The sequence below is a fragment of the Achromobacter sp. ISS7 genome, from assembly GCF_056523125.1.
This window is the reverse complement of record NZ_JAWRZD010000001.1, coordinates 885,446-906,509: the sequence shown is the minus strand read 5'-3', so window position 1 is coordinate 906,509 and position 21,064 is coordinate 885,446. Positions and strand designations below refer to the sequence as shown.

The following is a 21,064-nucleotide window of genomic DNA, read 5'->3' as shown; positions in this document are numbered from 1 at the left end:
GGCGACAGGCTACCCGAAATAGCGCCCTTGCGCGCCCAGCGAACGCGCCAGCAGCCAGGCGTTGCGCGGGTGTTCGCCGATGCGTCGCGCGGCGTAGGGCCACCAGTCCTGGCCGAACGGCAGGTAGACGCGGACGGCATAGCCCAGCTGGCGCAGCGCCAGCTGCCAGTCCGGCCGCACGCCATAGAGCATCTCGAACTCGAACGCCTCCGGCGCCCAGCCGCGCTCGCGCGCCAGCGTCATGATGGCGCCCGCGAGCCGGTCGTCGTGGGTGCCGAAGACCGGCAGGAAACCGGCCTCGCGCGCCGCCGGCGACAGCATGATGGCGGCCGCGTCCAGGTAGGCCTGGTCGATCCGCGCGCGGCCGGCATGGTCCAGCGCGCGTTCGGGAAAGGCGCCCTTGACCAGCCGCAGCGAGGTGCGCTGGCCGATGGTCGCGGCCAGGTCCGCCGGCGTGCCGCGGCGGCGCGCCTGCAGGGTCAGCCCGGCGGGCAGGCCCGCCTGCAACAGCTCGCGATGCAGGGCGCAGGTGCGTTCGCGCAGGCCCGAGTCCTCCATGTCCAGCACCACCCAGTCGCGGCCGCCCGCCGACGCCTCGCGCGCCGCCTCGGCGATGCGCCGCGCATTGCCGCGCCCCAGCGCGTCGCCGCGCATGTAGCCGATGGCGGTGGGGTCGATGGACACGTGCACGTCCAGCCCCGCCTGGCCCAGCGCGGCGCAGGCCTGCATGGCCTGCCGCGTGTTGTGCTCGATGGCGTCGGCATCGGCCACGTACTCGCCCAGGTAGAACAAGGATGCGCGGATGCCATACGCCTCGCGCAGCCGGACCGCGCTGCGCACCGCCTGCGCGATGTCGGCGCCGCCGACGAAGCGGCGCGCCAGCGACGTGCGCGCGGCCAATGCGCGCATGGCGCGCCCCACGCCCGGGCTGCGGGCCAGCGCGATGGCGGATTTCTGGAAAAGGCTCATGGACGCTCCGGTCAAAGCGCCTCACTATGCGGCGGCGACCGGCTCGCGTCTTGAACGGGAGTGAATCCGGCGGGCCGTGGCCCCGCCGGCCTGCCGGGGCGCGGGCGCCAGGCCCGCGCCCGCGTTCCTTACGCCTTGCCGGCGGCCAAGGCGGCGGCCCGGCCACGGCCGAACAGCGGCCGCTGCACCGTCTGCGCCAGCAGCACGCCCAGCAGCGTCACCGCGCCGCCCAGCAGGTGATACGACCGCAACTGCTCGCGCAGCAGCACGAACGCGGCCAGCGCGGTGAACAGCGGCAGCAGGTTGATGAAGATGCTGCAGCGATTCGGCCCCAGGCGATGCACGCCCTCGATCCACAGGAACGACAGCAGCACCGACGAGAAGATGCCCGCGTACAGGATCAGCGGAATGGTCTTGGCGTCCAGCGCCGCCTGCGCGGCCGGCACCTGCAGGTACAGCGGCAGCATGTAGAGCAGCGCGAAGATCGACTGCACGAAGGTCGACTGCCACGCCGGCAGCGGCACCTTCCAGTGGCGCAGCAGCACGCCGTACAGCGCGTACGAGAAGGCCGCCAGCAGCATCAGCCCGTCGCCGACGTGGATGCCGTGCTGGAACACGCTCAGCATCTCGCCCTGCCCCACCAGGTACAGCAGGCCCAGGAACGACAGCGCCCCGCCCGCCGCCATGCCCAGCGTCAGCGGATCGCGCAGGATGACCACGCTCAGCAGCATGCTGAGCAGCGGGATCAGCGCGGTCAGGATGGCCATGTTGGTGGCGGTGGTGGTTTCGGCGGCGCGGTACGACAGCGCCTGGAACAACGCCGACGACAGCGCGCCATACAGCGCCAGCTTGGGCCAGTGGCGCAGGATGACCTTGCGGTTGCGCCAGGCCGGCACAGCCGTGAACAGGCCCATGATCGCCAGCGCCAGGATCAGCCGGTAGAAGGTGATGGCGGTGGGCGAGATGGCGCTGGCCGCCATCTTGGACACGATGACATTGCCCGCCCAGAACAGGATGGCGAACAATGGAAACAGGTAGGGCATGATGGGATCACTCGCAGAATGGGAATCGGCTCTCCGCCGCGGCGCAAGGCGCCGCGCAGGTGGCGGATGAGCGGTATCCTATTGAGCGCGAGCGCGCCCGTCTGCCGATGAACAGGCAATGACTATCTTGAAATGGACATTCCGCAGATGGACGTGCCCCGGATGGACATGCCCCCGGATGGACATGCCCGGCAAGTACGAGCCCCGGGAGTCCGGCCCCGGCCTCAAGGCCGGAACGGCAGCGCGTCCAGCGGCGTCTCCAGCCCCGCCATCTGCGCCGTCAGCAGCGCGGCGCTGCCGCAGGCCAGCGTGAAGCCGAGCGCGCCCTGGCCGATGTTCAGCCACAGGTTGTCGGCGGCGGAACTGCGGCCGATCAGCGGCTTGCCGGTGGGCGTGGCCGGGCGCAGCCCGGCCCAGGGAATCGCCTGCGCCAGGTCCAGCGCGGGGAAGGCCTCGCGCACCTGGCGCTTGAGCAGCGCGATGCGGGCCGGATCGATGTCGGCGTTGGCGCTGCCGATGTCGACCATGGCGGCGATCCGCAGCACCCCGCCGACCCGCGCGTAGACGATGCGGCGCTCGTAGTCGGTGACGCTGATGCGCGGCGCCACGGCGTCGTCGTCCGCCAGCGGCACGGTCAGGCTGTAGCCCTTGAGCGGATACAGCGGCACATCGTGGCCCAGCGGCTGCAGCAAGGCGCGCGTGCCGATGCCCGTGGCCAGCACCACCGCGTCGGCGCCGATGTCGCCGTCGCGGGTGTGCACGGCAACGATGCGGCGGCCTTCGCGCTGCAGGCCGGCGACCGGATTGGACATGGCGCACTGCACGTTGGGCAGCGCTTGCAGCCGTTCGAACAGCGCCTGCGTGAACTGGCGGCAGTCGCCCGCCTCTTCGCTCGGGGTGTAGATGGCGCCGGCCAGGCTGGCGCCCATGCCGGCCAGCGCCGGCTCGCGTTGCAGCGTCTGGGCGGCGTCCAGCACCTCCTGCTCGGCGCCATGGGCCGCCTGATAGGCGACCAGCGCGCGCGCCTTTTCCAGCAGGGCCGCGCTGCGATAGGCGATCAGCTTGCCGTTGCGCAGATGGCCGAATTCCAGGTTCTCCTGTTCCAGCAAGGCGTGCATGGCATCGCGGCTGAGAAAGGACAGCGCCTGCAATTGCGCGGTGGACTCGCGCGCCACCGAGGCGCGGCAGGCCAGCGCGAAGCGCAGGCACCAGCGCCACTGGTGCGGGTCGAGCCGCGGCCGGAAACGCAGCGGCGAATCCTCGCGCAGCAGCCAGCCCGGCACGTTCGGCAGCACGCCCGGCCCGGCCAGCGGCGCGACGTAGCTGTAGCTGAGCTGGCCGCCGTTGGCGTAGCTGGACACCTCGGCCGGATGGGCGTGGCTGTCGACCAGCACGACCTCATGGCCCTGGCGGGCCAGGAAATAGGCCGAAGTCACACCCACGACCCCGGCGCCGATGACGCATACGCGCATACCCTGCATCCCGATAAGAAAATGGCGACGGTCTTATTCTGAAGCGGGGGACGGATGACCGCAAATCACCAAAGCCCCAGCACCCATAACCCCGGCTCATGGACCGGTCTGGCGGCCAGAGGTCACGCCCACGGCCACCGACCACCAGCCAGCAGCCATCGGCCGGCGCGCCCGTCAGGCGGCGCGATGCAGCTTGATGATGGCGGCGGCGGTCGGATCGCGCACCAAATCGGCCAGGGAATAGCCGTTGAGGGCGTCGTAGAACGCCTGCAGGGTCTGCGCCAGCACGCCCGACAGGCGGCAGGCGCCGTCCAGCGCACAGGGCGGCTCGTGACAGTCGATCAGCGGGCCCTGCTGTTCCAGTTCACGCACCAGGTCGCCCAGCCGGTATTCGGCCGCCGGGCGCGCCAGCGCCAGGCCGCCGCCCTTGCCGCGCGCCGTGCTGACCCAGCCGCGCTGCGACATGAAGTGCACCACCTTGACCAGGTGGTTGCGCGACAGGTCGAAGCGCGTGGCGATCTCCGGAATGGTGACCGCCGCGGGCCGGTCGCGGCACTGCGTCAGGTACATCAGCACACGCAGGCCGAAGTCGGTGAATCGGGTCAGTTGCATGGGCGCCAGGATACACCGGTCAGGCCGGCGCGCCGCCGCTGCCGAAGGCCTCGGCGTGGATGCGGTCGGCCGCCACGCCCAGCGCCAGCAGCGTTTCGCGCTGCGCCCGCATGAAGCCGGACGGGCCGCACAGGTAGTAATCGGCGTCCGGCACGATGGCCTCGTCGCGGATGGCGTTCAGGTCGACCCGGCCATGATGGTCATAGTCGCGGCCCGCGCGGTCGGCGCCGCCCACTTCCTCGTAGAACACCGCCTTGCGCACATTGCCGCGGCGCGCGGCGATGTCGTTGACATGGTCCTTCATGGCGTGCGCGGCGGCATTGCGACAGCCGTGCACGAAGCGGATCTGGCGCGCATCGCCGGTGGCCACCAGGTGGTTCAGGATCGACACCATGGGCGTCAGCCCCACCCCGCCGCTGAGCAGCACCACCGGCGCGTCGCCGTCCTCGCGCAGGTGGAAGTCGCCCTGCGGCGGCGCCACGTCCAGCACGCCGCCTTCCTCCAGGCGGTCATGCAGCGCATTGGACACGCGCCCGGCCGGGCCGTGCGCGCCGCCCGCTTCGCGCTTGACCGAGATCCGCAGGCGGTCCTGGCCCGGCGCGTCCGACAGGCTGTACTGGCGCGGCTGCATCAGCCCCAGCTCCGGCACGTAGACGCGCACCGACACATATTGGCCGGGGCGGTAGGCCGGCACCGTGCCGCCATCGGCCGGCGCCAGGTAGAACGAGGTGATCTCGGCGCTCTCGGGCTGCTTGCCGACCACGCGGAAGGCGCGCCAGCCGGTCCAGCCGCCCGGCTTGGCGGCCGAATCGGCGTACAGCCGCGCCTCGGCGGCGATCAGCATGTCGGCCAGCTGGCCATAGGCGGCGGCCCAGGCGTCGACCAATTCATCGGTGGCGGCCTCGCCCAGCACCTCGCGGATCGAAGCCAGCAGATGCTTGCCCACGATGGCGTAGTGCTCGGGCCGGATGCCCAGGCTGACGTGCTTGTGGACGATGCGCGTCACCACCGGCGCCAGCACCGACGGGTCGTCGATGTGCTCGGCATAGGCCGCGACCGCGCCGGCCAGCGCCTGCTGCTGTTCGCCGCCCGCCTGGTGCCCCTGGTTGAAGATGTGCTTGAGTTCCGGATTGTGCTGGAACATGCGGGCGTAGAAATGGCGGGTCAGGGCCTCGCCATGGGTTTTCAGGACGGGGGCCGTGGCTTTGACCAGGGCGCGGATCTGCGGACTCAACATCGACTGCTCCTTGCGCGGTGGATGGCGCCGGGGCCATCCTTTTTTAAACATGCATTAATAATACATGTTTAAGTGCGACGCACCAAACCGGCGGCGCGTTCAGCGCCCCCTCCCCGTCCATTGCCCCAGCAGCCGCCGCGCCGGCCAGGCACAATGCGACGCGGCCCGCCAGCCGATCTCGGCCGGCGCCGGACCGCTGGCGCGCCATGCCACCGCCATCACCCAGTCGCTGCCCAGCCCCCAGCTCATCGCCTGCCACAGCCCCGGCGGCGGACGCAGCGCAAGTCGGCCCGATGCGTCCGGCGCCAGGCCGATCGAGGCCATGTCGGCCGGAAAATCCAACGCGGCCGCCTTGACGAAGGCCTCCTTGAGCGTCCAGAGCAGGTAAAAGCGCTCGAGCCGCGCGGCCGCTTCGGCCTCCTGCAGCCAGGCGCGTTCCGGTTCGCTGCAGATCCAGGCGGCCAGCGCGGCGCTATCGCGCGGCCGCACCCGTTCCAGATCCACGCCCACGGCCCAGTCCGCCGGCGCCCGCGCACAGAGGGCATGGCCACCGCTGTGGCTCAGCGACAGGGCGCAGGCCCCTGGCGCGTCCGCGCGCACCTGCTGTAACAAGGCGCGGCTGACCCGCCAGTCATCCCGCGCCTTGGCCGAGCGCAGCGCCGCGGCGCGCGGCGCGTCGGCGGCCGAAAGCAGGTCTGGACGGTAGTCGGCGGACGCGCGTTGGTCGGCCCACCACAAGGAAAGTTCCCGAAACATCACGTGTATGAACCACGATTTGGTAAAACAAAATGTAAAATATTAGGCGTTTCCACTGTTTTGGTAACGTCTAAAAACAATTAACAGATTTGCGATCAGTGTAAGATCGCGCGCTATGCTGACCTTTTCCATTGCGCAATGGCAGGGTTGGACATCGGGTATGCAAGACGCGAGCAGCTGGTTGTATTGGGCTGAACATCCTTATTGTCCCGTTGGAGAACCCAGCCCGCCGCGCCTCGAATTCCTGCCCGCGATGCAACGCCGACGCCTCAGCCTGATGGCGCGCGCGGCATTCGAATGTGCGTGGCCGGTCGCCGAAGGTCAGCCCCCCATGCCGCTGGTATTCGCCTCGCGCCATGGCGAAACCACGCGCAATTTCGGCCTGCTGCAATCGCTCGCCGCCGGCGAGCCGCTGTCGCCCACCGCGTTCGGCCTGTCCGTGCACAACGCCATCGCCGGCCAGTGGTCGATCATACGCCGCGAAACCACCGAATCCGTTGCGCTCTCCGCCGAAGATGACGGCCTGGAACACGCCTTCCTGGAAGCAGGCCTGCTGCTGGCCGACGGCCACGACAACGTGCTGGTGGTGCTGGCCGAGGAACAGCCGCCCGCGCCCTACTCGCCCTGGATCGACGACGTGCCGTTCACCTACGCGGCGGCGTTCCGCCTGCGCGCCGGCACCGACTGGCGACTCGAGGCCGGCGCCCACACCGCCAGCCCGCCGCCGCCCTGGCCCAACGCGCTGAACCTGCTGCGCCACCTGAACCTGCAAACCCCCAGCTGGCGGCACGCCAACCGCGCCCGCCAATGGCTCTGGACCCGCTCGGCATGACGTCTACCAGCACCACTCCCACCGCAGCGCCGGCCCGCCAGGATTTCTGGCTGTGGCGGCTGGTCGCCACCGGCATGGCCTTCACCATGTTCGGCGTCGGCGGACTGCTGCTGCGCCTGCTGGTGTTCCCGCCGCAACGCCTGATTCCCGGCGACGCCGCCGACCGCCAGCGGCGCGCGCGCTGGGCGCTGAACGGCACGTTCCGCTTCTTCATCCGCTTCATGGTCCGCGTCGGCATCCTGACGGTGGACTTCAAGGGCGCCGAACGCCTGGGCCGTCCCGGCCAGATGATCCTGGCCAACCACCCGTCGCTACTGGATGTGGTCTTTCTGGTGGGCCACGTCAAGAACGCCAACTGTATCGTCAAGCACGGCCTGGCCCGCAATCCGTTCACGCGCGGGCCGATCAGCAATGCCGGCTACATCACCAACGACGAGAGCTTCGACATGTTCGACCGCGCCGCCGACGTGCTGCGCAACGGCGAAACGTTGATCGTGTTTCCGGAAGGCACCCGCACCCCGGCCGACAGCCTGCCCCGGTTCCATCGCGGCGCCTGCGCCATCGCGCTGCGCGGCGCGCGGGTGGTGACGCCGGTGGTCATCCGCATGAATCCGCGCAGCCTGACCAAAGGCGAGCCCTGGTACCGCATTCCGCCGTGCCGCATGCGCTATGTGATCCAGGTGGGCGAGGACATCGATCCCGCGACGTGGTCCAATGCGCACCCGCTGCCGATCGCCGGCCGCCGCATGAACGACTACCTGCATGCCTATTTCGATGCCGAGCTGGCGCGCCACGCGCCAGCCGGCGCCCCGGCGCCCGTCGCCGGCCCCGACAACGAACAAGCGCGAATCGCGCCGCAAGTGGAGTCCAAGCTGGATGAATCACCTCGAAACTGAGCTCAAGACGCTCGTCATCGAATCCCTGGGGCTGGAGGACATCGCCCCTGACGACATCGACCGCGAGGCCAGCCTGTTCGGCGACGGACTGGGGCTGGATTCGGTCGACGCGCTGGAACTCGGCCTGGCGCTGCAAAAGCGCTATGGCATCACCATCGACCCCGAGACGCGCAACATGCGCGAGCACTTCGCCAGCATCGCCAACCTGGCCGAATTCGTCGCGGCCCAGCGCCGCAACTGAGGCAATGGAGTTGACCATGCAGACCCGCGATGAGATCTTCAATACGCTGCGCGACGCGCTGAGCGAATTGTTCGAGATCGAGCCCGAACGCATCACCCCCGAGGCCAACCTCTACACCGACCTCGAAATCGACAGCATCGACGCCATCGACCTGATCGACCATGTGCGCCGCCAGACCGGCCGCAAGCTCGACGCCAATGATTTCCGCAGCGTGCGCACCGTCGAGGACGTGGTGCAGGCCATGTGCCAGAAGCAGCAGGACGCCAGCGCATGAAACGTGGCCTGGCGCCCGCGCTGGTCGTGGCCGGCCTGGCCTATCCCTTCGTCGTGTACGCGACGCTGGGCCGGGTCGGCGCGGCCTGGCTGGCGCTGCCGCTGGCCGTGCTGTGGCTGGCCCGCGGGCTGGCCGGCCGCGACGGACAGCCCGGCGCGCGCCTGCTGCCGCTGGCGGCGGTGGCGTTCTGCCTGGTGCTGGCCGTCTCCAATTCCACCGACTGGCTGCGCTGGTACCCCGTGATGGTCAACGCCATGCTGCTGGCCATCTTCGGCGCCAGCCTGTATCGCGGCCGTCCCGTCATCGAACAGCTGGCGCGCCTGCGCCACCCCGACCTGCCGGCCGCGGGCGTGCGCTACACGCGCAACGTCACGCGCGTCTGGTGCGGTTTCTTCGCGCTCAACGGCACGATCGCGGCGGCGCTGGCCGCCTGGGGCCCCTGGAGCTGGTGGACCGCCTACAACGGCGCCATCAGCTATGTGCTGATGGGCCTGTTGATGGGCGCCGAATGGCTGCTGCGGCCGGCCGCGGCAAAGGCGGCCTGAGCGGTGGCCTGGACAGACCTGACGCATCTGCTGCTGCCGCGCGCCACCGGCGCCAACGACGCGTCCGTCGCCGACGATCCCGCGCTGCCGCAGGCGGATTTCGCCGCGCAATGCCTGGCCACCGCCGGCGCCCTGCGGGCGCGCGCCACGCACCGCGCCGCCCTGTGGTTCGACGACGCCGCCGCCCTCGCCATCGCCCTGTTTGCCTGCTGGCGCGCCGGCGTGACCGCGATCCTGCCGGGCGATGCGCGACCCGGCACTTGCGCCCTGCTCGACGCCAACGTCGATGCCTGGCTGACCGACACCGAACTGCCGCCCACCGCCCGCCCGCGCTGGCGCCTGGACGCGCTGCGCGACGCGCCGCCGCTGGCGCCCGCCACGCTCGATCCGGAACAGGCGCTGGTGCTGTGCACCTCCGGCTCCAGCGGCGCCCCCAAGCACATCGCTAAGCGCTGGGGCCAGCTGGCGCGCGAGGTCCACGCCCTGCAGGCGCAATGGCCCGACGCCGCCGGCCCGGTGCTGGGCAGCGTTTCGGCCCAGCACATGTATGGCCTGCCCTTCCGCGTGCTGTGGCCGCTGTGCGCCGGCCGCCCGATCGACCGGCGCCAGCGGCTCTACCCCGAAGACCTGCAACAGGCCAGCCTGCGCCATCCCGCCTTCACCTGGATCGCCAGCCCGGCGCTGTTGCGCCGCCTGGGCGACCGGCTGGACTGGACGCAACTGCGCGGCAGGCTAGGCCGCATCTTTTCATCGGGCGGCGCGTTGCCGCCCGAGGTGTCCGACGAGATCGCGCGCCAGCTGGGCCTGCGTCCCACCGAGATCTACGGCAGCTCCGAGACCGGCGCCGTGGCCTGGCGCAGCGGCGCCGACCCGTGGCAGCCGCTGCCCGGCGTGGCCGTCGGCCTGGACTCGCACGGCGCCTTGCGCGTGGACTCGCCCTGGGTCGAGGCCGCCGACGCGCAGACCGCCGACGGCGCCGAGCTGTGCGGCAACCGCTTCCAGTTGCTGGGCCGGCAGGACCGCATCGTCAAGATCGAGGAAAAGCGCATCGCGCTGCCCATGCTGGAACAGGCGCTGGCGCGCCATGCCTACGTGGCCGAGGCCCGCGTCGGCCGCGCCGCTGGCGCCACCCGCCTGAGCGCGCTGGTGGCGCTGAACGCCACCGGCCTGCACGCGCTGCGCAACCAGGGCCGGCGCGCCGTGGTGGATGCGCTGCGCCAGCACCTGGCGGCGGGCTTCGAATCGCTGGCGATTCCGCGCGGCTGGCGGTTGTCGCGCCAATTGCCCTGGAACAGCCAGGGCAAGATGACCCAGGCCGACTTCGAAGCCGCCGCCGGTCCGCGTCCACGGCAACCCGACGCCGAGCCGCTGCCGGCCGCCACCGCCAGCGAGCGCCGCTACCGCCTGGAAATTCCCTGCGACCTGGCCTACTTCGCCGGCCATTTCCCCACCGCCCCGGTGGTGCCCGGTGTGGCCCAGATCGGCTGGGCGCTGGCGCTGGCGCAGCGCGACCTGCTGCCGGCGCTGCGCTTTGCCGGCATGGAAGCGTTGAAGTTCCAGCGGCTGCTGCGCCCCGGCGACGTGGCCGAGCTGGCGCTGCGCTGGGATGCCGGCAAGCGCAAACTGTATTTCACCTACACGCTCGACGACGCGCCCTGCTCGTCCGGACGCGTGCTGCACGGAGACGGCCATGGCGCCCCATAAGCTCTGCGCCGTCATCCCGGTCTACAACCACGGCGCCACGGTGGCCGCGGTGCATGCGCAGCTGGCGGCCCTGGGGCTGCCCTGCGTGCTGGTGGACGATGGCTCGGCGCCCGACTGCGCCGCCGCCCTGGACGCGCTGGCGGCGCTGCCGCACACCCACCTGGTGCGCCGCGCCGCCAACGGCGGCAAGGGCGCGGCGGTGCAGGACGGACTGCGCGCCGCGCGCGGCCTGGGCTACAGCCACGCCTTGCAGGTCGACGCCGACGGCCAGCATGCCCTGGGCGATGCCGCCATCTTCGCGCAGGCCTCGCGGGCCAGGCCCGACGCGGTCATCTGCGGCGCCCCGGTATACGGCGACGACGTGCCGCGCAGCCGCCTCTACGGCCGCTGGCTCACGCGGGTGTGGGTCTGGATCAACACGCTGTCGCTCGATATCCCAGACGCCATGTGCGGCTTTCGGGTCTATCCGCTCGAACCGGCGCTGCGGGTCATCGACGCCACGCAGGTGGGCCGCCGCATGGACTTCGACATCGCCATCCTGGTGCGCCTGCACTGGCGCGGCGTGCCCATGGCCTGGCTGCCGACGCGCGTGGTCTATCCGGAAGGCGGCGTCTCGCACTTCAAGGCGCTGCGCGACAACCTGCTGATCAGCCGCATGCATGCGCGCCTGTTCTTCGGCATGCTGGCGCGCTCGCCGGCACTGCTGCTGCGCCGCCTCACCACGGGCGCGCGCCCATGAGCGCGACCGATTCCCACTGGGCCGACCAGCCCGAGCGCGGCAGTCCCCTGCTGCTGCGCCTGACGGCCTGGGCCGCGCGCCGCATAGGCCGCCGCGCGGTGGCGCCGGTGGTGTGGCTGGTGGTGCTGTATTTCTATGTGTTCGGCCCGCGCGCCCGGCGCGCCATCGGCGCCTACCAGCGCCGGCTGGCGCGCGCCGGAGGGCCGGCCACGCCGCTGCCGCGCTCGTTCCCGGTCTACCGCCAGTACCTGGCGTTCGCGCAGGCGCTGCTGGACAAACTCGACGTCTGGCAGGGCAAGATCACGCTGGCGGACCTGGACATCGACGATCCCGACGGCCTGCATGCGCAGATGGGCAGCGGCCGCGGCCAGATCCTGGTGGGGTCGCACCTGGGCAATATCGAGGTCTGCCGCGCGCTGGCCGAGCAATCCGGCCTGCTCAAGCTGAACGTGCTGGTGCATACCAAGCACGCGGTGCAGTTCGGCCGCCTGCTCGACGAGGCCGGCGGCGGCCTGCGCATGATCCAGGTCAGCGAACTGGACGCCGGCGTCATGCTCGACCTGGCCCAGCGCCTGGAGCGCGGCGAATGGCTGGCCATCGCCGGCGACCGCGTGCCGCTCCGGGGCGACCGCAGCACCGAGGTCGCGCTGCTGGGCGAACCCGCCGCGCTGCCGCAGGGCCCCTGGCTGCTGGCCGGCCTGCTGCGCAGCCCGGTCAACCTGCTATTCTGCACCCGCCATGGCGCGCGCTACCGCGTGTCGATGGAACGCCTGAGCGACGGCATCGAATGGACGCGCGCCACGCGCCAGGCCCAGATCGCCCACTGGACGCAGCGCTATGCCAATCGTCTCGGCGCGCACTGCCGCCAGGCGCCGCTGCAATGGTTCAACTTCTACCCTTTCTGGAAAGACGATGCGTAAACGCGGCGCCCTTGGCGCGGAAGTCGAGATCCGCGTGCCCTTCTACGACGTCGATTCGATCAACGTCGTCTGGCACGGCCACTACGTCAAATACCTGGAAGAAGCCCGCTGCGCGCTGCTCGACAGCCTGGGCTACGGCTATGACGCGATGCGCGCCAGCGGCTACGTCTGGCCGGTGATCGACCTGCAACTGCGCTACGCCCAGGCGGCGCAGTTCGGCCAGCGCCTGGTGGTGCGCGCCGAGCTGGTCGAATGGGAGAACCGCCTCAAGATCAATTACCTCATCCGCGAGGCCGCCAGCGGCCAGCGCGTGACGCGGGCCAGTTCCGTCCAGGTGGCGGTCTGCATGCGCACCCGCGAGATGCAGCTGGCCTCGCCCGCCGCCCTGCTGGACGCGGTGCGGCGCAAACTCGACACCCCGGAGTCCGCCTCGTGAAACGCCTGCTGATCTGCCTGGCCCTGGCCATCCTGCCCTGGAGCGCGCGGGCCTTCGACCTCGACGACCTGCAACAGCAACTGCGCGCCACGCCGATCGTGCGCGGCCATTTCGTGCAGCAGAAATTCCTGCGTTCGCTGCCGCAGCCGCTGACCAGCCGCGGCGACTTCACCCTGGCCGCCGGCCGCGGCCTGCTGTGGCTGCTGCGCAGCCCCATCGCCCAGGACCTGCGCATCAGCGCCAATGGCATCGCCCGCCGCGGCCCCGACGGCGCCTGGCAGGCGCTGCCGCAGCACACCGGCGCCAGCCGCGAGAACCGCCTGTTCCTGTCGGTGCTGGCCGGCGACACCAGCGGCCTGCGCGAGAACTTCGACCTGAGCCTGTCGGGCGGCCCCGACGCCTGGCAGCTGATGCTGCTGCCGCGTTCGGTGCTGCTGCGCCAGATCTTCGAGAACATCCAGATCAACGGCGGCAAGCTGGTCGACCGCATCGAACTGCGCGAGGTCCAGGGCGACCGCAGCGTGCTGCAGATGACCGACGCCGCGGCGGCCGACGCCCTGACGCCCGAGGAGCAACGTGCCTTTGCCGATTGAACGCTGGCTGCCGCGGCTGTTCAAGCTTGGACTGCTGCTGTTGCTGGGCCTGGGCGCCTGGCAGTGCCGCGATGGCTGGCCGGTGTCGGCCAACCTGATGGAACTGGTGCCACAGGCCCGCGCCGACGCCACCCGGCAGTTGGCCGAGGCCCGCATCCAGGAGCCGCTCAGCCGCCAGCTGGTCGCGCTGGTCGCCGCCCCGGCCGGCGGCGACAGCGCCGCCGCGGCGCGCCAACTGGCGCGCCGCTGGCAACAGAGCGGCCTGTTCGACACGGCGCTGGTGGACGTCGAGGTCGACCTGCCCGACCTGCGCGCCCGCCTGCTGGCCAACCGCCTGGCGCTGCTACCCGCGGCGCAACGCCAGCAACTGCTGGCCGATCCCGCCGCCTACGCCCAGCGCCGCGCGCGCGAACTGGTCGATCCGTTCTCGTCCTCCAGCGTGGTGCCGGTCGACCAGGACCTGCTCGGCCTGGCCCGACTCGCCGAGCAGGCCCTGCGCCCCGGCGGCGCGGTGCAGTACGACGTCGGCACCGGCACGCTGCAAGCCGAAAGCGCCGGCCGCGCCTGGGTGCTAGTGCGCGCCAGCACCCGCGACGACGCCTTCGACAGCAGCGCGCCGGCGCGCATCGCCGCCCAGATCGACAGCGACCGCCAGGCGCTGGCCGCCAGCGGCGCCGACCTGCTGGTGGCGGGCGGCGCGCTCTACGCCGCGGCCGGCCGCGCGCAGGCCGTCGCCGAAAGCGGCTGGATCGGCGGCATCGCGGTGGCCGGCATCGTGCTGGTGCTGCTATTGGCGCTGCGCCGCTGGCGCGCGCTGCTGGCATTGGCGCCAGTCGCCGTGGGCCTGCTGGCGGGCACGGTCGCCTGCGTCGCGGTCTTCGGTTCCATCCACGTGCTGACGCTGGTGATCGGCGCCAGCCTGATCGGCGTCGCGGTCGACTTTCCGATGCACTGGCTCGGCAAGAGTTACGGCATGCCCGACTGGCGCGCCTGGCCCGCCCTGCGTCGCGTGCTGCCAGGCCTGACCATCAGCCTGGCGGCCAGCCTGGTCGGCTACGTGGCGCTGGCGTTCACGCCCTTCCCCGCCCTGACGCAGACGGCGGTGTTCTCCGCCGCCGGCCTGCTCGGCGCCTATGCCTGCACCGTCTGCCAGTTGCCGGCCTGGATGGAACGCTTCCGCCCCCGTCCGTGGCCGCCGCTGCTGCGTTTCGCCGAGGCCGCGCTGCGCGCGCGTGAACGCCTGGCCGGCCGCCGCGCCGTCCTGTGGGTGGGCGGCGTGCTGCTGGCCGCCGTCACCGCCGGCGGCATCGGCCGGCTCAACATCCAGGACGACCTGCGTCAATGGTTGAGCCTGCCCGCGCCGCTGCTGCAACAGGCGCGCCAGATCGGCGAGATCACCGGCTTCATGCCGACCAGCCAGTTCTTCCTGGTGCGGGCGCCGGATCCGGACGCGCTGCTGCGCCGCCAGGCGCAGGTCAGCCAGGCGCTGGACGCGCAAGTCGCCGCGGGCAACCTGCAGGCCTACACCGCCTTGAACCAGCGCGTGACGCCGCAGGACGACCAGCGCGCCCTGGCCGCCACGCTCGGCGCCCTGGCCGAGCGACCCGAGGCCTGGCGCGCCCTCACCGACATCGGCGTGCCCTTCGAGGCCCTGCAACGGGAATTGCGCACATTGGCGGCGCTGCCGCCGGTCACGATCGACACCGCCATGCAAGGGCAGGCGGGCGAACGCTGGCGTCCGCTGTGGCTGGGGCAGCACGACGGCGAGGCCGCTGGCATGATCACCCTGCTGGGCCTGCGCGACCCCGCCGCGCTGTCCGCCATCGCCCAGGCCGCGCCCGGGGTCACGCTGGTGGACCGCAGCGGCGAATTGAACCGCATGTTCACCGCCACCCGCATCGAGGCCGCCGAGCTCAAGCTGCTGTCGTACCTGGTCGCCGCGGCGCTGCTGTGCCTGACGCTGGGCCGCGCCGCCACCTGGCGCATCCTGGCGGTGCCGCTGGCGGCCACCGCGTGCAGCCTGGCGGCGCTGGGTTACCTGGGCCAGCCGCTGACCCTGTTCAGCCTGTTCGGCCTGCTGCTGGTGTCTGCCATTGGCGTGGACTACGCCATCTTCATGGCTGAACGGGTTGCCGGCGCGGCGGCCAGCCTGGTGGGCATCATGCTGGGCGCGCTCACCACCCTGCTGTCTTTCGGCCTGCTCGCCGTCAGCCATACGCCGGCCATCGCCAATTTCGGCATGGCGGTGGCGCTGGGCGTGGGTTTTTCCCTGTTGTGGGCGCCGTGGATCCGGCTTCCGCGCCAGGCCTGATTTTTATCTTGTCATTGATCATTCATGGAAGCATCGAGCATGGAACATCGGGAAGTCATCGTCATCGGAGCGGGCCCCGCCGGAGCCGTGGCCGCCGCGCTGCTCAAGCGCCAGGGGCACGACGTCCTGGTGCTGGAGCGCCAGCAGTTCCCGCGCTTCTCGATCGGCGAGAGCCTGCTGGCCCACTGCCTGGAGTTCATCGAAGAGGCCGGCATGATGCCGGCGGTGCTGGCCGCGGGCTTCCAGACCAAGAACGGCGCCGCCTTCGCCCGCGGCGATGAATACACCTACTTCGATTTCCGCGACAAGTTCAGCCCCGGCCCCGGCAGCACCTTCCAGGTGCAGCGCGCCCACTTCGACAAGGTGCTGGCCGACGACGCCGCGCGCCAGGGCGTGGAAGTGCGCTACCAGCAGGAAGTGATCGCCGCCGATTTCAGCGGCGAGGACGGCCCCTTGCTCACGGTGCGCGGCCCGCAGGGGCAGCCCTACCAGGTGCGCGGCAGGTTCGTGCTGGACGCCAGCGGCTACGGCCGCGTGCTGGCGCGCCTGCTCGACCTGGAACGGCCGTCGTCGATGCCGCCGCGCAAGGCCATCTTCACCCACATCGAGGACCGCATCGACGACGCCGGCTTCGACCGCGACAAGATCCTGATCAGCGTGCATCCGGAGCAAAGCGGCATCTGGTACTGGCTGATCCCGTTCTCCAACGGCCGCAGTTCATTCGGCGTGGTCGGCGGCCAGGACCTGTTCGGCGGCGCCGACGAAGACCTGATGACCACCCTGCGCGCCATGGCCGACGCCGCCCCCAACCTCAAGCGGGTGCTGCGCAACGCCGTCTGGGACACGCCGGCCAACACCATTGGCGGCTATTCCGCCAGCGTCACGCGGCTGCACGGGCCGGGCTACGCGCTGCTGGGAAACGCCGCCGAATTCCTCGATCCGGTGTTCTCGTCCGGCGTCACCATCGCGCTGCGCTCGTCCAAGCTGGCCGCCGACGCCCTGCACCGGCAATTGGGCGGCGAAACGGTCGACTGGCAAAGCGATTTCGCCGATCCGCTGATGCTGGGGGTGGAAACCTTCCGCGCCTACGTGCAGGGCTGGTATAGCGGAGAATTCCAGGATGTCGTCTTTTACGAGAATGCCCAGCCTGAGATCCGCCGCATGATCAGTTCGATCCTGGCCGGCTATGCCTGGGACACCGCCAACCCCTTCGTCGCCAGTCCGCAACGCCGCCTGCGCATGCTGAGCGAACTGTGCCGCGCGCCGGCCACGCAGGCGCAGCCGGCCTGATGATCCGCCCATGATGTCCGTCCTGCCCCCGCTCCCGTCCGCCCTGCGCGCGGCCTGCGTCGCGCTGGCGCTGGCCTTGCTGGCCGGCTGCGCCGGCGCGCCGCCGGTGCCCGCGCGGGCAATCGGTTTCACGCTGCCGCGCCAGTTGCACGTGATCCAGGCCAGCCCCGGCCAGCCCACGCAGGACACGCTGCTGGTGGTGCAACGCGAAGCCGCCGCCACGCGCTGGTCGCTGTTCGATCCGATGGGCGTGCCGCAGGCGCGCCAGATGCTCGAGGACGGCCGCTGGCGCAACGACGGGTTCCTGCGGCCCAACGGCCAGGCGCGCGACCTGTTCGCCGCGCTGATGTTCGCCTGGACCCCGCAAGCCGATCTGGACGCGGCCTATGGCGCCGGCGCCTGGCGCGCCAGCCGCGCGGCCGACGGCTCGGCGCAACGGCAACTGCTGCAACGGGGCCAACCGCGCTGGACGGTGCGCTGGCCGGCGGACGCGCAGGACGGCGCGCTTGAAATCCGCGACGCCGCCGGCACGCTGTGGCGCGTCGCGCCGCTCAAGGAGCAACCATGACCGCCACCTGGCTGAGCCGCCCCGGCGTCGTCTGCGCGCTTGGCAGCGGCGTCGACGCCGTGGCCGAGGCCGCCTTCGCCGGCGACACCCGGGGCATGCGCCCGCTGACCGGCTGGGTCGCCGACCGCGCGCTCACCCTCGGCGCCGTCGCCGACCCGCTGCCCGCCATCCCCGACGCCTTCGCCGCGCACCACCGCAGCCGCAACAACCAGCTGCTGCTGGCCGCCGCCGGCCAGATCGAGCCCCTGCTGCGCGGCGCCGTCGCCCGCCACGGCGCCCACCGCGTGGCGGTGGTGCTGGGCACCAGCACTTCGGGCGTGAACGACAACGCCCCGGCGTTCGGCGATCTGGCCGCCAATGGCGCCTGGCCCGACGGCTACGATTACCGCCGCCAGGCGCTGTCGTCGCCGGCGGCGTTCCTGGCCGAATGGCTGGGCGCGACCGGCCCGGCCTACACCCTGTCCACCGCCTGCACCTCCAGCGCCCGCGCGCTGCTGTCCGCGCGCCGCCTGCTGGCGCTGGGGCTGTGCGACGCGGTGGTCTGCGGCGGCGCCGACACGCTGTGCCGCCTCACCATCAACGGCTTCGCCACCCTGGAAGCGGTGGACGAAGCCCTGTGCCTGCCGTTCTCGGCCAACCGCCGCGGCATCAACATCGGCGAGGCCGGCGTGCTGTTCCTGATGCAGCGCGAGCCCGCCGACGCGGCCGCCGTGGCCCTGCTGGGCGGCGGCGCCAGCTCCGACGCCTGGCACATGTCGGCGCCCGAACCGAGCGGCGCCGGCGCCCTGCAGGCCATGCGCGCCGCCCTGCGCGGCGCGGGTCTCGATCCCGCCGACATCGGCTGGATCAACCTGCACGGCACCGGCACCCCGCACAACGACGCCATGGAAAGCCAGGCCGTGCACGCGCTGTTCCCGCGGGGCGTGCCCTGCGCCTCGACCAAGCCGCTGACCGGCCACGCCCTGGGCGCGGCCGGCGCGCTCGAAGCGGCGCTCGCCTGGATCACCCTGGCGCCCGCCAACGCCTCGGGCCGGCTGCTGCCGCACGTCTGGGACGGCCAGCCCGACCCGGCCTTGCCGGCGCTGGAATTCAGCACCCGGGGGCACCGCTACGCCACGGGCCGCCGCCGCATCGCCATGAGCAATTCGTTCGCCTTCGGCGGCAACAACGCCAGCCTGATCCTCGGGGGGACGACATGAGCCCGTGGCCCATCGCCAGCCTGCTGCCGCACGCCGGCGATATGATCCTGATCGACGACGTGCTGGCGCACGACGCCGACAGCCTGACGGCGCGCGCGGTGGTGCGGCCCGGCCCCTACTCCCTGCCCGACGGCGCGCTGCCGCCCTGGCTCGGCCTGGAACTGATGGCCCAGGCCATTGGCGCCTGGGCCGGCTGCCAGGCGCGCCTGGCGGGCGCCGAGGTCAAGCTCGGCTTCCTGCTGGGCACGCGCCGCTACGACTGTCAGGTCGACGCGCTGCCGGCCGGCGCCGTCCTCACCATTCACGTGCAACGCGGGTTCATCGACGACAGCGGCATGAGCGTATTCGAATGCGCGCTGCGCGAAGGCGAGCGCGAACTGGCGAACGCCCGGCTCAACGTCTATCAACCCAGGGACCCCAAAGTTTTCATCCAGGAAGATCCGCCCCAATGAGCGCCGCTCCCATTCTCGTCACCGGCTCCAGCCGCGGCATCGGCCGCGCCATCGCGCTGGCCCTGGCCGATGCCGGCCATGATCTGGTGCTGCACTGCCGCCAGCAACGCGCCCAGGCCGAGGCCGTGCAGGCCGAGATCGCCGCCCGCGGCCGCCAGGCGCGCGTGCTGCAGTTCGACGTGGCAGACCGGTCGCAATGCGCCGCCGTGCTGCAGGCCGACGTCGAGGCCCACGGCGCCTACTACGGCGTCGTGCTCAACGCCGGCCTGACCCGCGACGGCGCCTTCCCCGCCCTGACCGGCGACGACTGGGACCAGGTGCTGCGCGCCAACCTGGACGGCTTCTACAACGTGCTCAGCCCGCTGGCGATGCCCATGATCCGGCGTCGCGCGCCCGGCCGGGTGGTCTGCATGGCCTCGGTCTCGGGCATGATCGGCAACCGCGGCCAGGTCAACTACAGCGCCTCCAAGGCCGGCCTGATCGGCGCCGCCAAGGCGCTGGCGGTGGAGCTGGCCAAGCGCCAGATCACGGTCAATTGCGTGGCGCCGGGCCTGATCGACACCGACATGATCGACGAGCACGTGCCGGTCGAGGAAATCCTCAAGGCCATCCCGGCCCAGCGCATGGGCCGCCCCGAGGAAGTGGCGGCCACCGTCGCCTTCCTGATGTCGCCCGGCGCCGCCTACATCACGCGCCAGGTCATCGCGGTCAACGGAGGGCTGTGCTGATGCAACGCGTCGTCATCACCGGCATGGCCGGCATCAGCGCGCTCGGTTCCGACTGGACCACCATCCGCCAGGCGTTCGCCGACGGCCGCAGCGCCATCCGCGTCATGCCGGACTGGGCCCGCTACCAGGAACTGAACACGCGCCTGGCCGGGCCGATCGAGGATTTCCGCGTTCCCGCGCACTGGACCCGCAAGCAACTGCGCAGCATGGGGCGCGTCTCGCAATTGAGCGTGCGCGCCGCCGAACTGGCGCTGGACGACGCCGGCCTGCTGGGCGACCCAAGCATCCGCGACGGCCGCATGGGCGTGGCCTGCGGTTCGTCGGTCGGCAGCACGGCCGAGATCCGCGCCTTCGGCAACATGCTGCTCAACGGCGTCACCGACGACCTCAACGCCAATTCGTACGTGCGCATGATGCCGCACACCACCGCGGCCAACGTCGGCATCTTCTTCGAACTGAAGGGCCGCATCATCCCCACCTCCAGCGCCTGCACCTCGGGCAGCCAGGGCATCGGCTATGCCTACGAGGCCATCCGCTACGGCCGCCAGGCCCTGATGCTGGCCGGCGGCGCCGAGGAACTATGCCCCAGCGAAGCGCTGGTGTTCGACGCCCTGTACGCCACCAGCCAGAAGAACGACACGCCCGAACTGACGCCGCGCCCCTACGACCGCGACCGCGACGGCCTGGTCATCGGCGAAGGCGGCGGCATGCTGGTGCTGGAATCGCTGGAACACGCGCAGGCGCGCGGCGCCCGCATCCACGCCGAGATCGTCGGCTTTGGCAGCAACTCGGACGGCACCCACATCACCCGCCCCGAGGCCGCCACCATGCGCATCGCCATGGAAATGGCGCTGGCCGACGCCGGCCTGCCGCCCGAGGCCATCGGCTACGTCAACGGCCATGGCACCGCCACCGAGCAGGGCGATATCGCCGAGACCCAGGCCACCCACAACCTGTTCGGCAGCCGCATGCCGATCAGCTCGCAAAAGAGCTACCTGGGCCACACCCTGGGCGCCTGCGGGGTGCTGGAGTCGTGGTTCAGCATCGAGATGCTGCGAGGCGACTGGTACGCGCCCACGCTCAACCTGCAAAACGTCGATCCGCGCTGCGGCGAGCTGGACTACCTGCGCGAAGGCCGGCGCATGAGCCACGAATACGTCATGAACAACAACTTCGCCTTCGGCGGCATCAACACCTCGCTGGTGTTCCGCCGCTGGCCCTGAAGACACTTTCAACCCGTCACCTGG

At 71.2% G+C, this 21,064-nt stretch carries 23 protein-coding genes; 17 read left to right on the top strand and 6 right to left on the bottom strand.

The window, feature by feature from the left end; all coding sequences use genetic code 11:
• Positions 1–9 precede the first annotated feature (9 nt).
• From AC1HFW_RS04210 to AC1HFW_RS04185, 6 genes are all read right to left on the bottom strand, one after another.
• Positions 10–969, bottom strand: coding sequence for a proline dehydrogenase family protein (locus AC1HFW_RS04210; protein ID WP_479281922.1), 960 nt, complete (start codon positions 967–969; stop codon positions 10–12).
• Between the two features lie 128 nt (positions 970–1,097).
• Positions 1,098–2,012 carry a DMT family transporter gene (locus AC1HFW_RS04205; RefSeq protein ID WP_006394124.1) on the bottom strand — a complete coding sequence of 305 codons (915 nt, stop codon included), beginning with the start codon at positions 2,010–2,012 and terminating at the stop codon, positions 1,098–1,100.
• A gap of 224 nt (positions 2,013–2,236) precedes the next feature.
• A complete protein-coding gene (locus AC1HFW_RS04200) occupies positions 2,237–3,484 on the bottom strand; it encodes a D-amino acid dehydrogenase (protein ID WP_238888731.1) in 1,248 nt (415 codons plus the stop codon).
• 174 nt (positions 3,485–3,658) lie between these two features.
• Positions 3,659–4,096 carry an Rrf2 family transcriptional regulator gene (locus AC1HFW_RS04195; RefSeq protein ID WP_006394122.1) on the bottom strand — a complete coding sequence of 146 codons (438 nt, stop codon included), beginning with the start codon at positions 4,094–4,096 and terminating at the stop codon, positions 3,659–3,661.
• Positions 4,097–4,115: 19 nt separating this feature from the next.
• Positions 4,116–5,333 carry an NO-inducible flavohemoprotein gene (hmpA, locus tag AC1HFW_RS04190; protein WP_238888729.1) on the bottom strand — a complete coding sequence of 406 codons (1,218 nt, stop codon included), beginning with the start codon at positions 5,331–5,333 and terminating at the stop codon, positions 4,116–4,118.
• A 99-nt stretch (positions 5,334–5,432) separates the two neighbouring features.
• Positions 5,433–6,071 carry a 4'-phosphopantetheinyl transferase family protein gene (locus tag AC1HFW_RS04185; RefSeq protein WP_479281919.1) on the bottom strand — a complete coding sequence of 213 codons (639 nt, stop codon included), beginning with the start codon at positions 6,069–6,071 and terminating at the stop codon, positions 5,433–5,435.
• A 133-nt stretch (positions 6,072–6,204) separates the two neighbouring features.
• On the opposite strand from AC1HFW_RS04185, the gene AC1HFW_RS04180 reads away from it, so the two are divergent.
• Genes AC1HFW_RS04180 through AC1HFW_RS04100 form a run of 17 tightly spaced genes read left to right on the top strand, consistent with a single transcriptional unit; the run spans position 6,205 to position 21,040 of the window.
• Entirely contained in the window at positions 6,205–6,921 is a 717-nt protein-coding gene (locus AC1HFW_RS04180) for a beta-ketoacyl synthase chain length factor (RefSeq protein WP_479281917.1), read from the top strand.
• Positions 6,918–7,817, top strand: coding sequence for a lysophospholipid acyltransferase family protein (locus AC1HFW_RS04175; protein WP_061074365.1), 900 nt, complete (start codon positions 6,918–6,920; stop codon positions 7,815–7,817). Before AC1HFW_RS04180 ends, AC1HFW_RS04175 begins: the two co-directional genes overlap by 4 nt.
• On the top strand, positions 7,798–8,058 hold the full coding sequence (locus tag AC1HFW_RS04170; protein ID WP_061071727.1) for a phosphopantetheine-binding protein: 261 nt from the start codon (positions 7,798–7,800) through the stop codon (positions 8,056–8,058). The genes AC1HFW_RS04175 and AC1HFW_RS04170 overlap by 20 nt, the downstream gene beginning before the upstream one ends.
• 16 nt (positions 8,059–8,074) lie before the next feature.
• The gene (locus AC1HFW_RS04165) at positions 8,075–8,332 is read left to right on the top strand and encodes an acyl carrier protein (protein ID WP_104021816.1); all 258 of its coding nucleotides are present in this window, start codon (positions 8,075–8,077) and stop codon (positions 8,330–8,332) included.
• The gene (locus AC1HFW_RS04160; RefSeq protein ID WP_479281914.1) at positions 8,329–8,877 is read left to right on the top strand and encodes a COG4648 family protein; all 549 of its coding nucleotides are present in this window, start codon (positions 8,329–8,331) and stop codon (positions 8,875–8,877) included. Before AC1HFW_RS04165 ends, AC1HFW_RS04160 begins: the two co-directional genes overlap by 4 nt.
• A 3-nt stretch (positions 8,878–8,880) precedes the next feature.
• Positions 8,881–10,581 (top strand): ApeI family dehydratase, encoded by a 1,701-nt coding sequence (locus AC1HFW_RS04155; protein WP_479281912.1) that lies wholly within the window; start codon positions 8,881–8,883, stop codon positions 10,579–10,581.
• Positions 10,568–11,320, top strand: coding sequence for a glycosyltransferase family 2 protein (locus tag AC1HFW_RS04150; RefSeq protein WP_241075765.1), 753 nt, complete (start codon positions 10,568–10,570; stop codon positions 11,318–11,320). The genes AC1HFW_RS04155 and AC1HFW_RS04150 overlap by 14 nt, the downstream gene beginning before the upstream one ends.
• Complete coding sequence (locus AC1HFW_RS04145; protein WP_479281910.1) at positions 11,317–12,240, top strand: LpxL/LpxP family acyltransferase; 924 nt, start codon at positions 11,317–11,319, stop codon at positions 12,238–12,240. The genes AC1HFW_RS04150 and AC1HFW_RS04145 overlap by 4 nt, the downstream gene beginning before the upstream one ends.
• A complete protein-coding gene (locus AC1HFW_RS04140; protein ID WP_061071731.1) occupies positions 12,233–12,676 on the top strand; it encodes an acyl-CoA thioesterase in 444 nt (147 codons plus the stop codon). Before AC1HFW_RS04145 ends, AC1HFW_RS04140 begins: the two co-directional genes overlap by 8 nt.
• Entirely contained in the window at positions 12,673–13,269 is a 597-nt protein-coding gene (locus tag AC1HFW_RS04135) for an outer membrane lipoprotein carrier protein LolA (RefSeq protein ID WP_061071732.1), read from the top strand. Before AC1HFW_RS04140 ends, AC1HFW_RS04135 begins: the two co-directional genes overlap by 4 nt.
• Entirely contained in the window at positions 13,253–15,580 is a 2,328-nt protein-coding gene (locus AC1HFW_RS04130; protein ID WP_479281908.1) for an MMPL family transporter, read from the top strand. The genes AC1HFW_RS04135 and AC1HFW_RS04130 overlap by 17 nt, the downstream gene beginning before the upstream one ends.
• A gap of 24 nt (positions 15,581–15,604) precedes the next feature.
• Positions 15,605–16,870, top strand: coding sequence for an NAD(P)/FAD-dependent oxidoreductase (locus tag AC1HFW_RS04125; RefSeq protein WP_061071733.1), 1,266 nt, complete (start codon positions 15,605–15,607; stop codon positions 16,868–16,870).
• Positions 16,871–16,880: 10 nt separating this feature from the next.
• Complete coding sequence (locus tag AC1HFW_RS04120; protein ID WP_241074696.1) at positions 16,881–17,438, top strand: DUF3261 domain-containing protein; 558 nt, start codon at positions 16,881–16,883, stop codon at positions 17,436–17,438.
• Positions 17,435–18,637, top strand: coding sequence for a beta-ketoacyl-ACP synthase (locus AC1HFW_RS04115; protein WP_479281906.1), 1,203 nt, complete (start codon positions 17,435–17,437; stop codon positions 18,635–18,637). Before AC1HFW_RS04120 ends, AC1HFW_RS04115 begins: the two co-directional genes overlap by 4 nt.
• The gene (locus AC1HFW_RS04110; protein ID WP_061071736.1) at positions 18,634–19,089 is read left to right on the top strand and encodes a hotdog family protein; all 456 of its coding nucleotides are present in this window, start codon (positions 18,634–18,636) and stop codon (positions 19,087–19,089) included. The genes AC1HFW_RS04115 and AC1HFW_RS04110 overlap by 4 nt, the downstream gene beginning before the upstream one ends.
• Positions 19,086–19,817, top strand: a complete 732-nt coding sequence (fabG, locus tag AC1HFW_RS04105; protein ID WP_061071737.1) for a 3-oxoacyl-ACP reductase FabG — start codon at positions 19,086–19,088, stop codon at positions 19,815–19,817. The genes AC1HFW_RS04110 and fabG overlap by 4 nt, the downstream gene beginning before the upstream one ends.
• The gene (locus AC1HFW_RS04100) at positions 19,817–21,040 is read left to right on the top strand and encodes a beta-ketoacyl-ACP synthase (RefSeq protein ID WP_479281904.1); all 1,224 of its coding nucleotides are present in this window, start codon (positions 19,817–19,819) and stop codon (positions 21,038–21,040) included. The genes fabG and AC1HFW_RS04100 overlap by 1 nt, the downstream gene beginning before the upstream one ends.
• Positions 21,041–21,064: the final 24 nt, after the last annotated feature.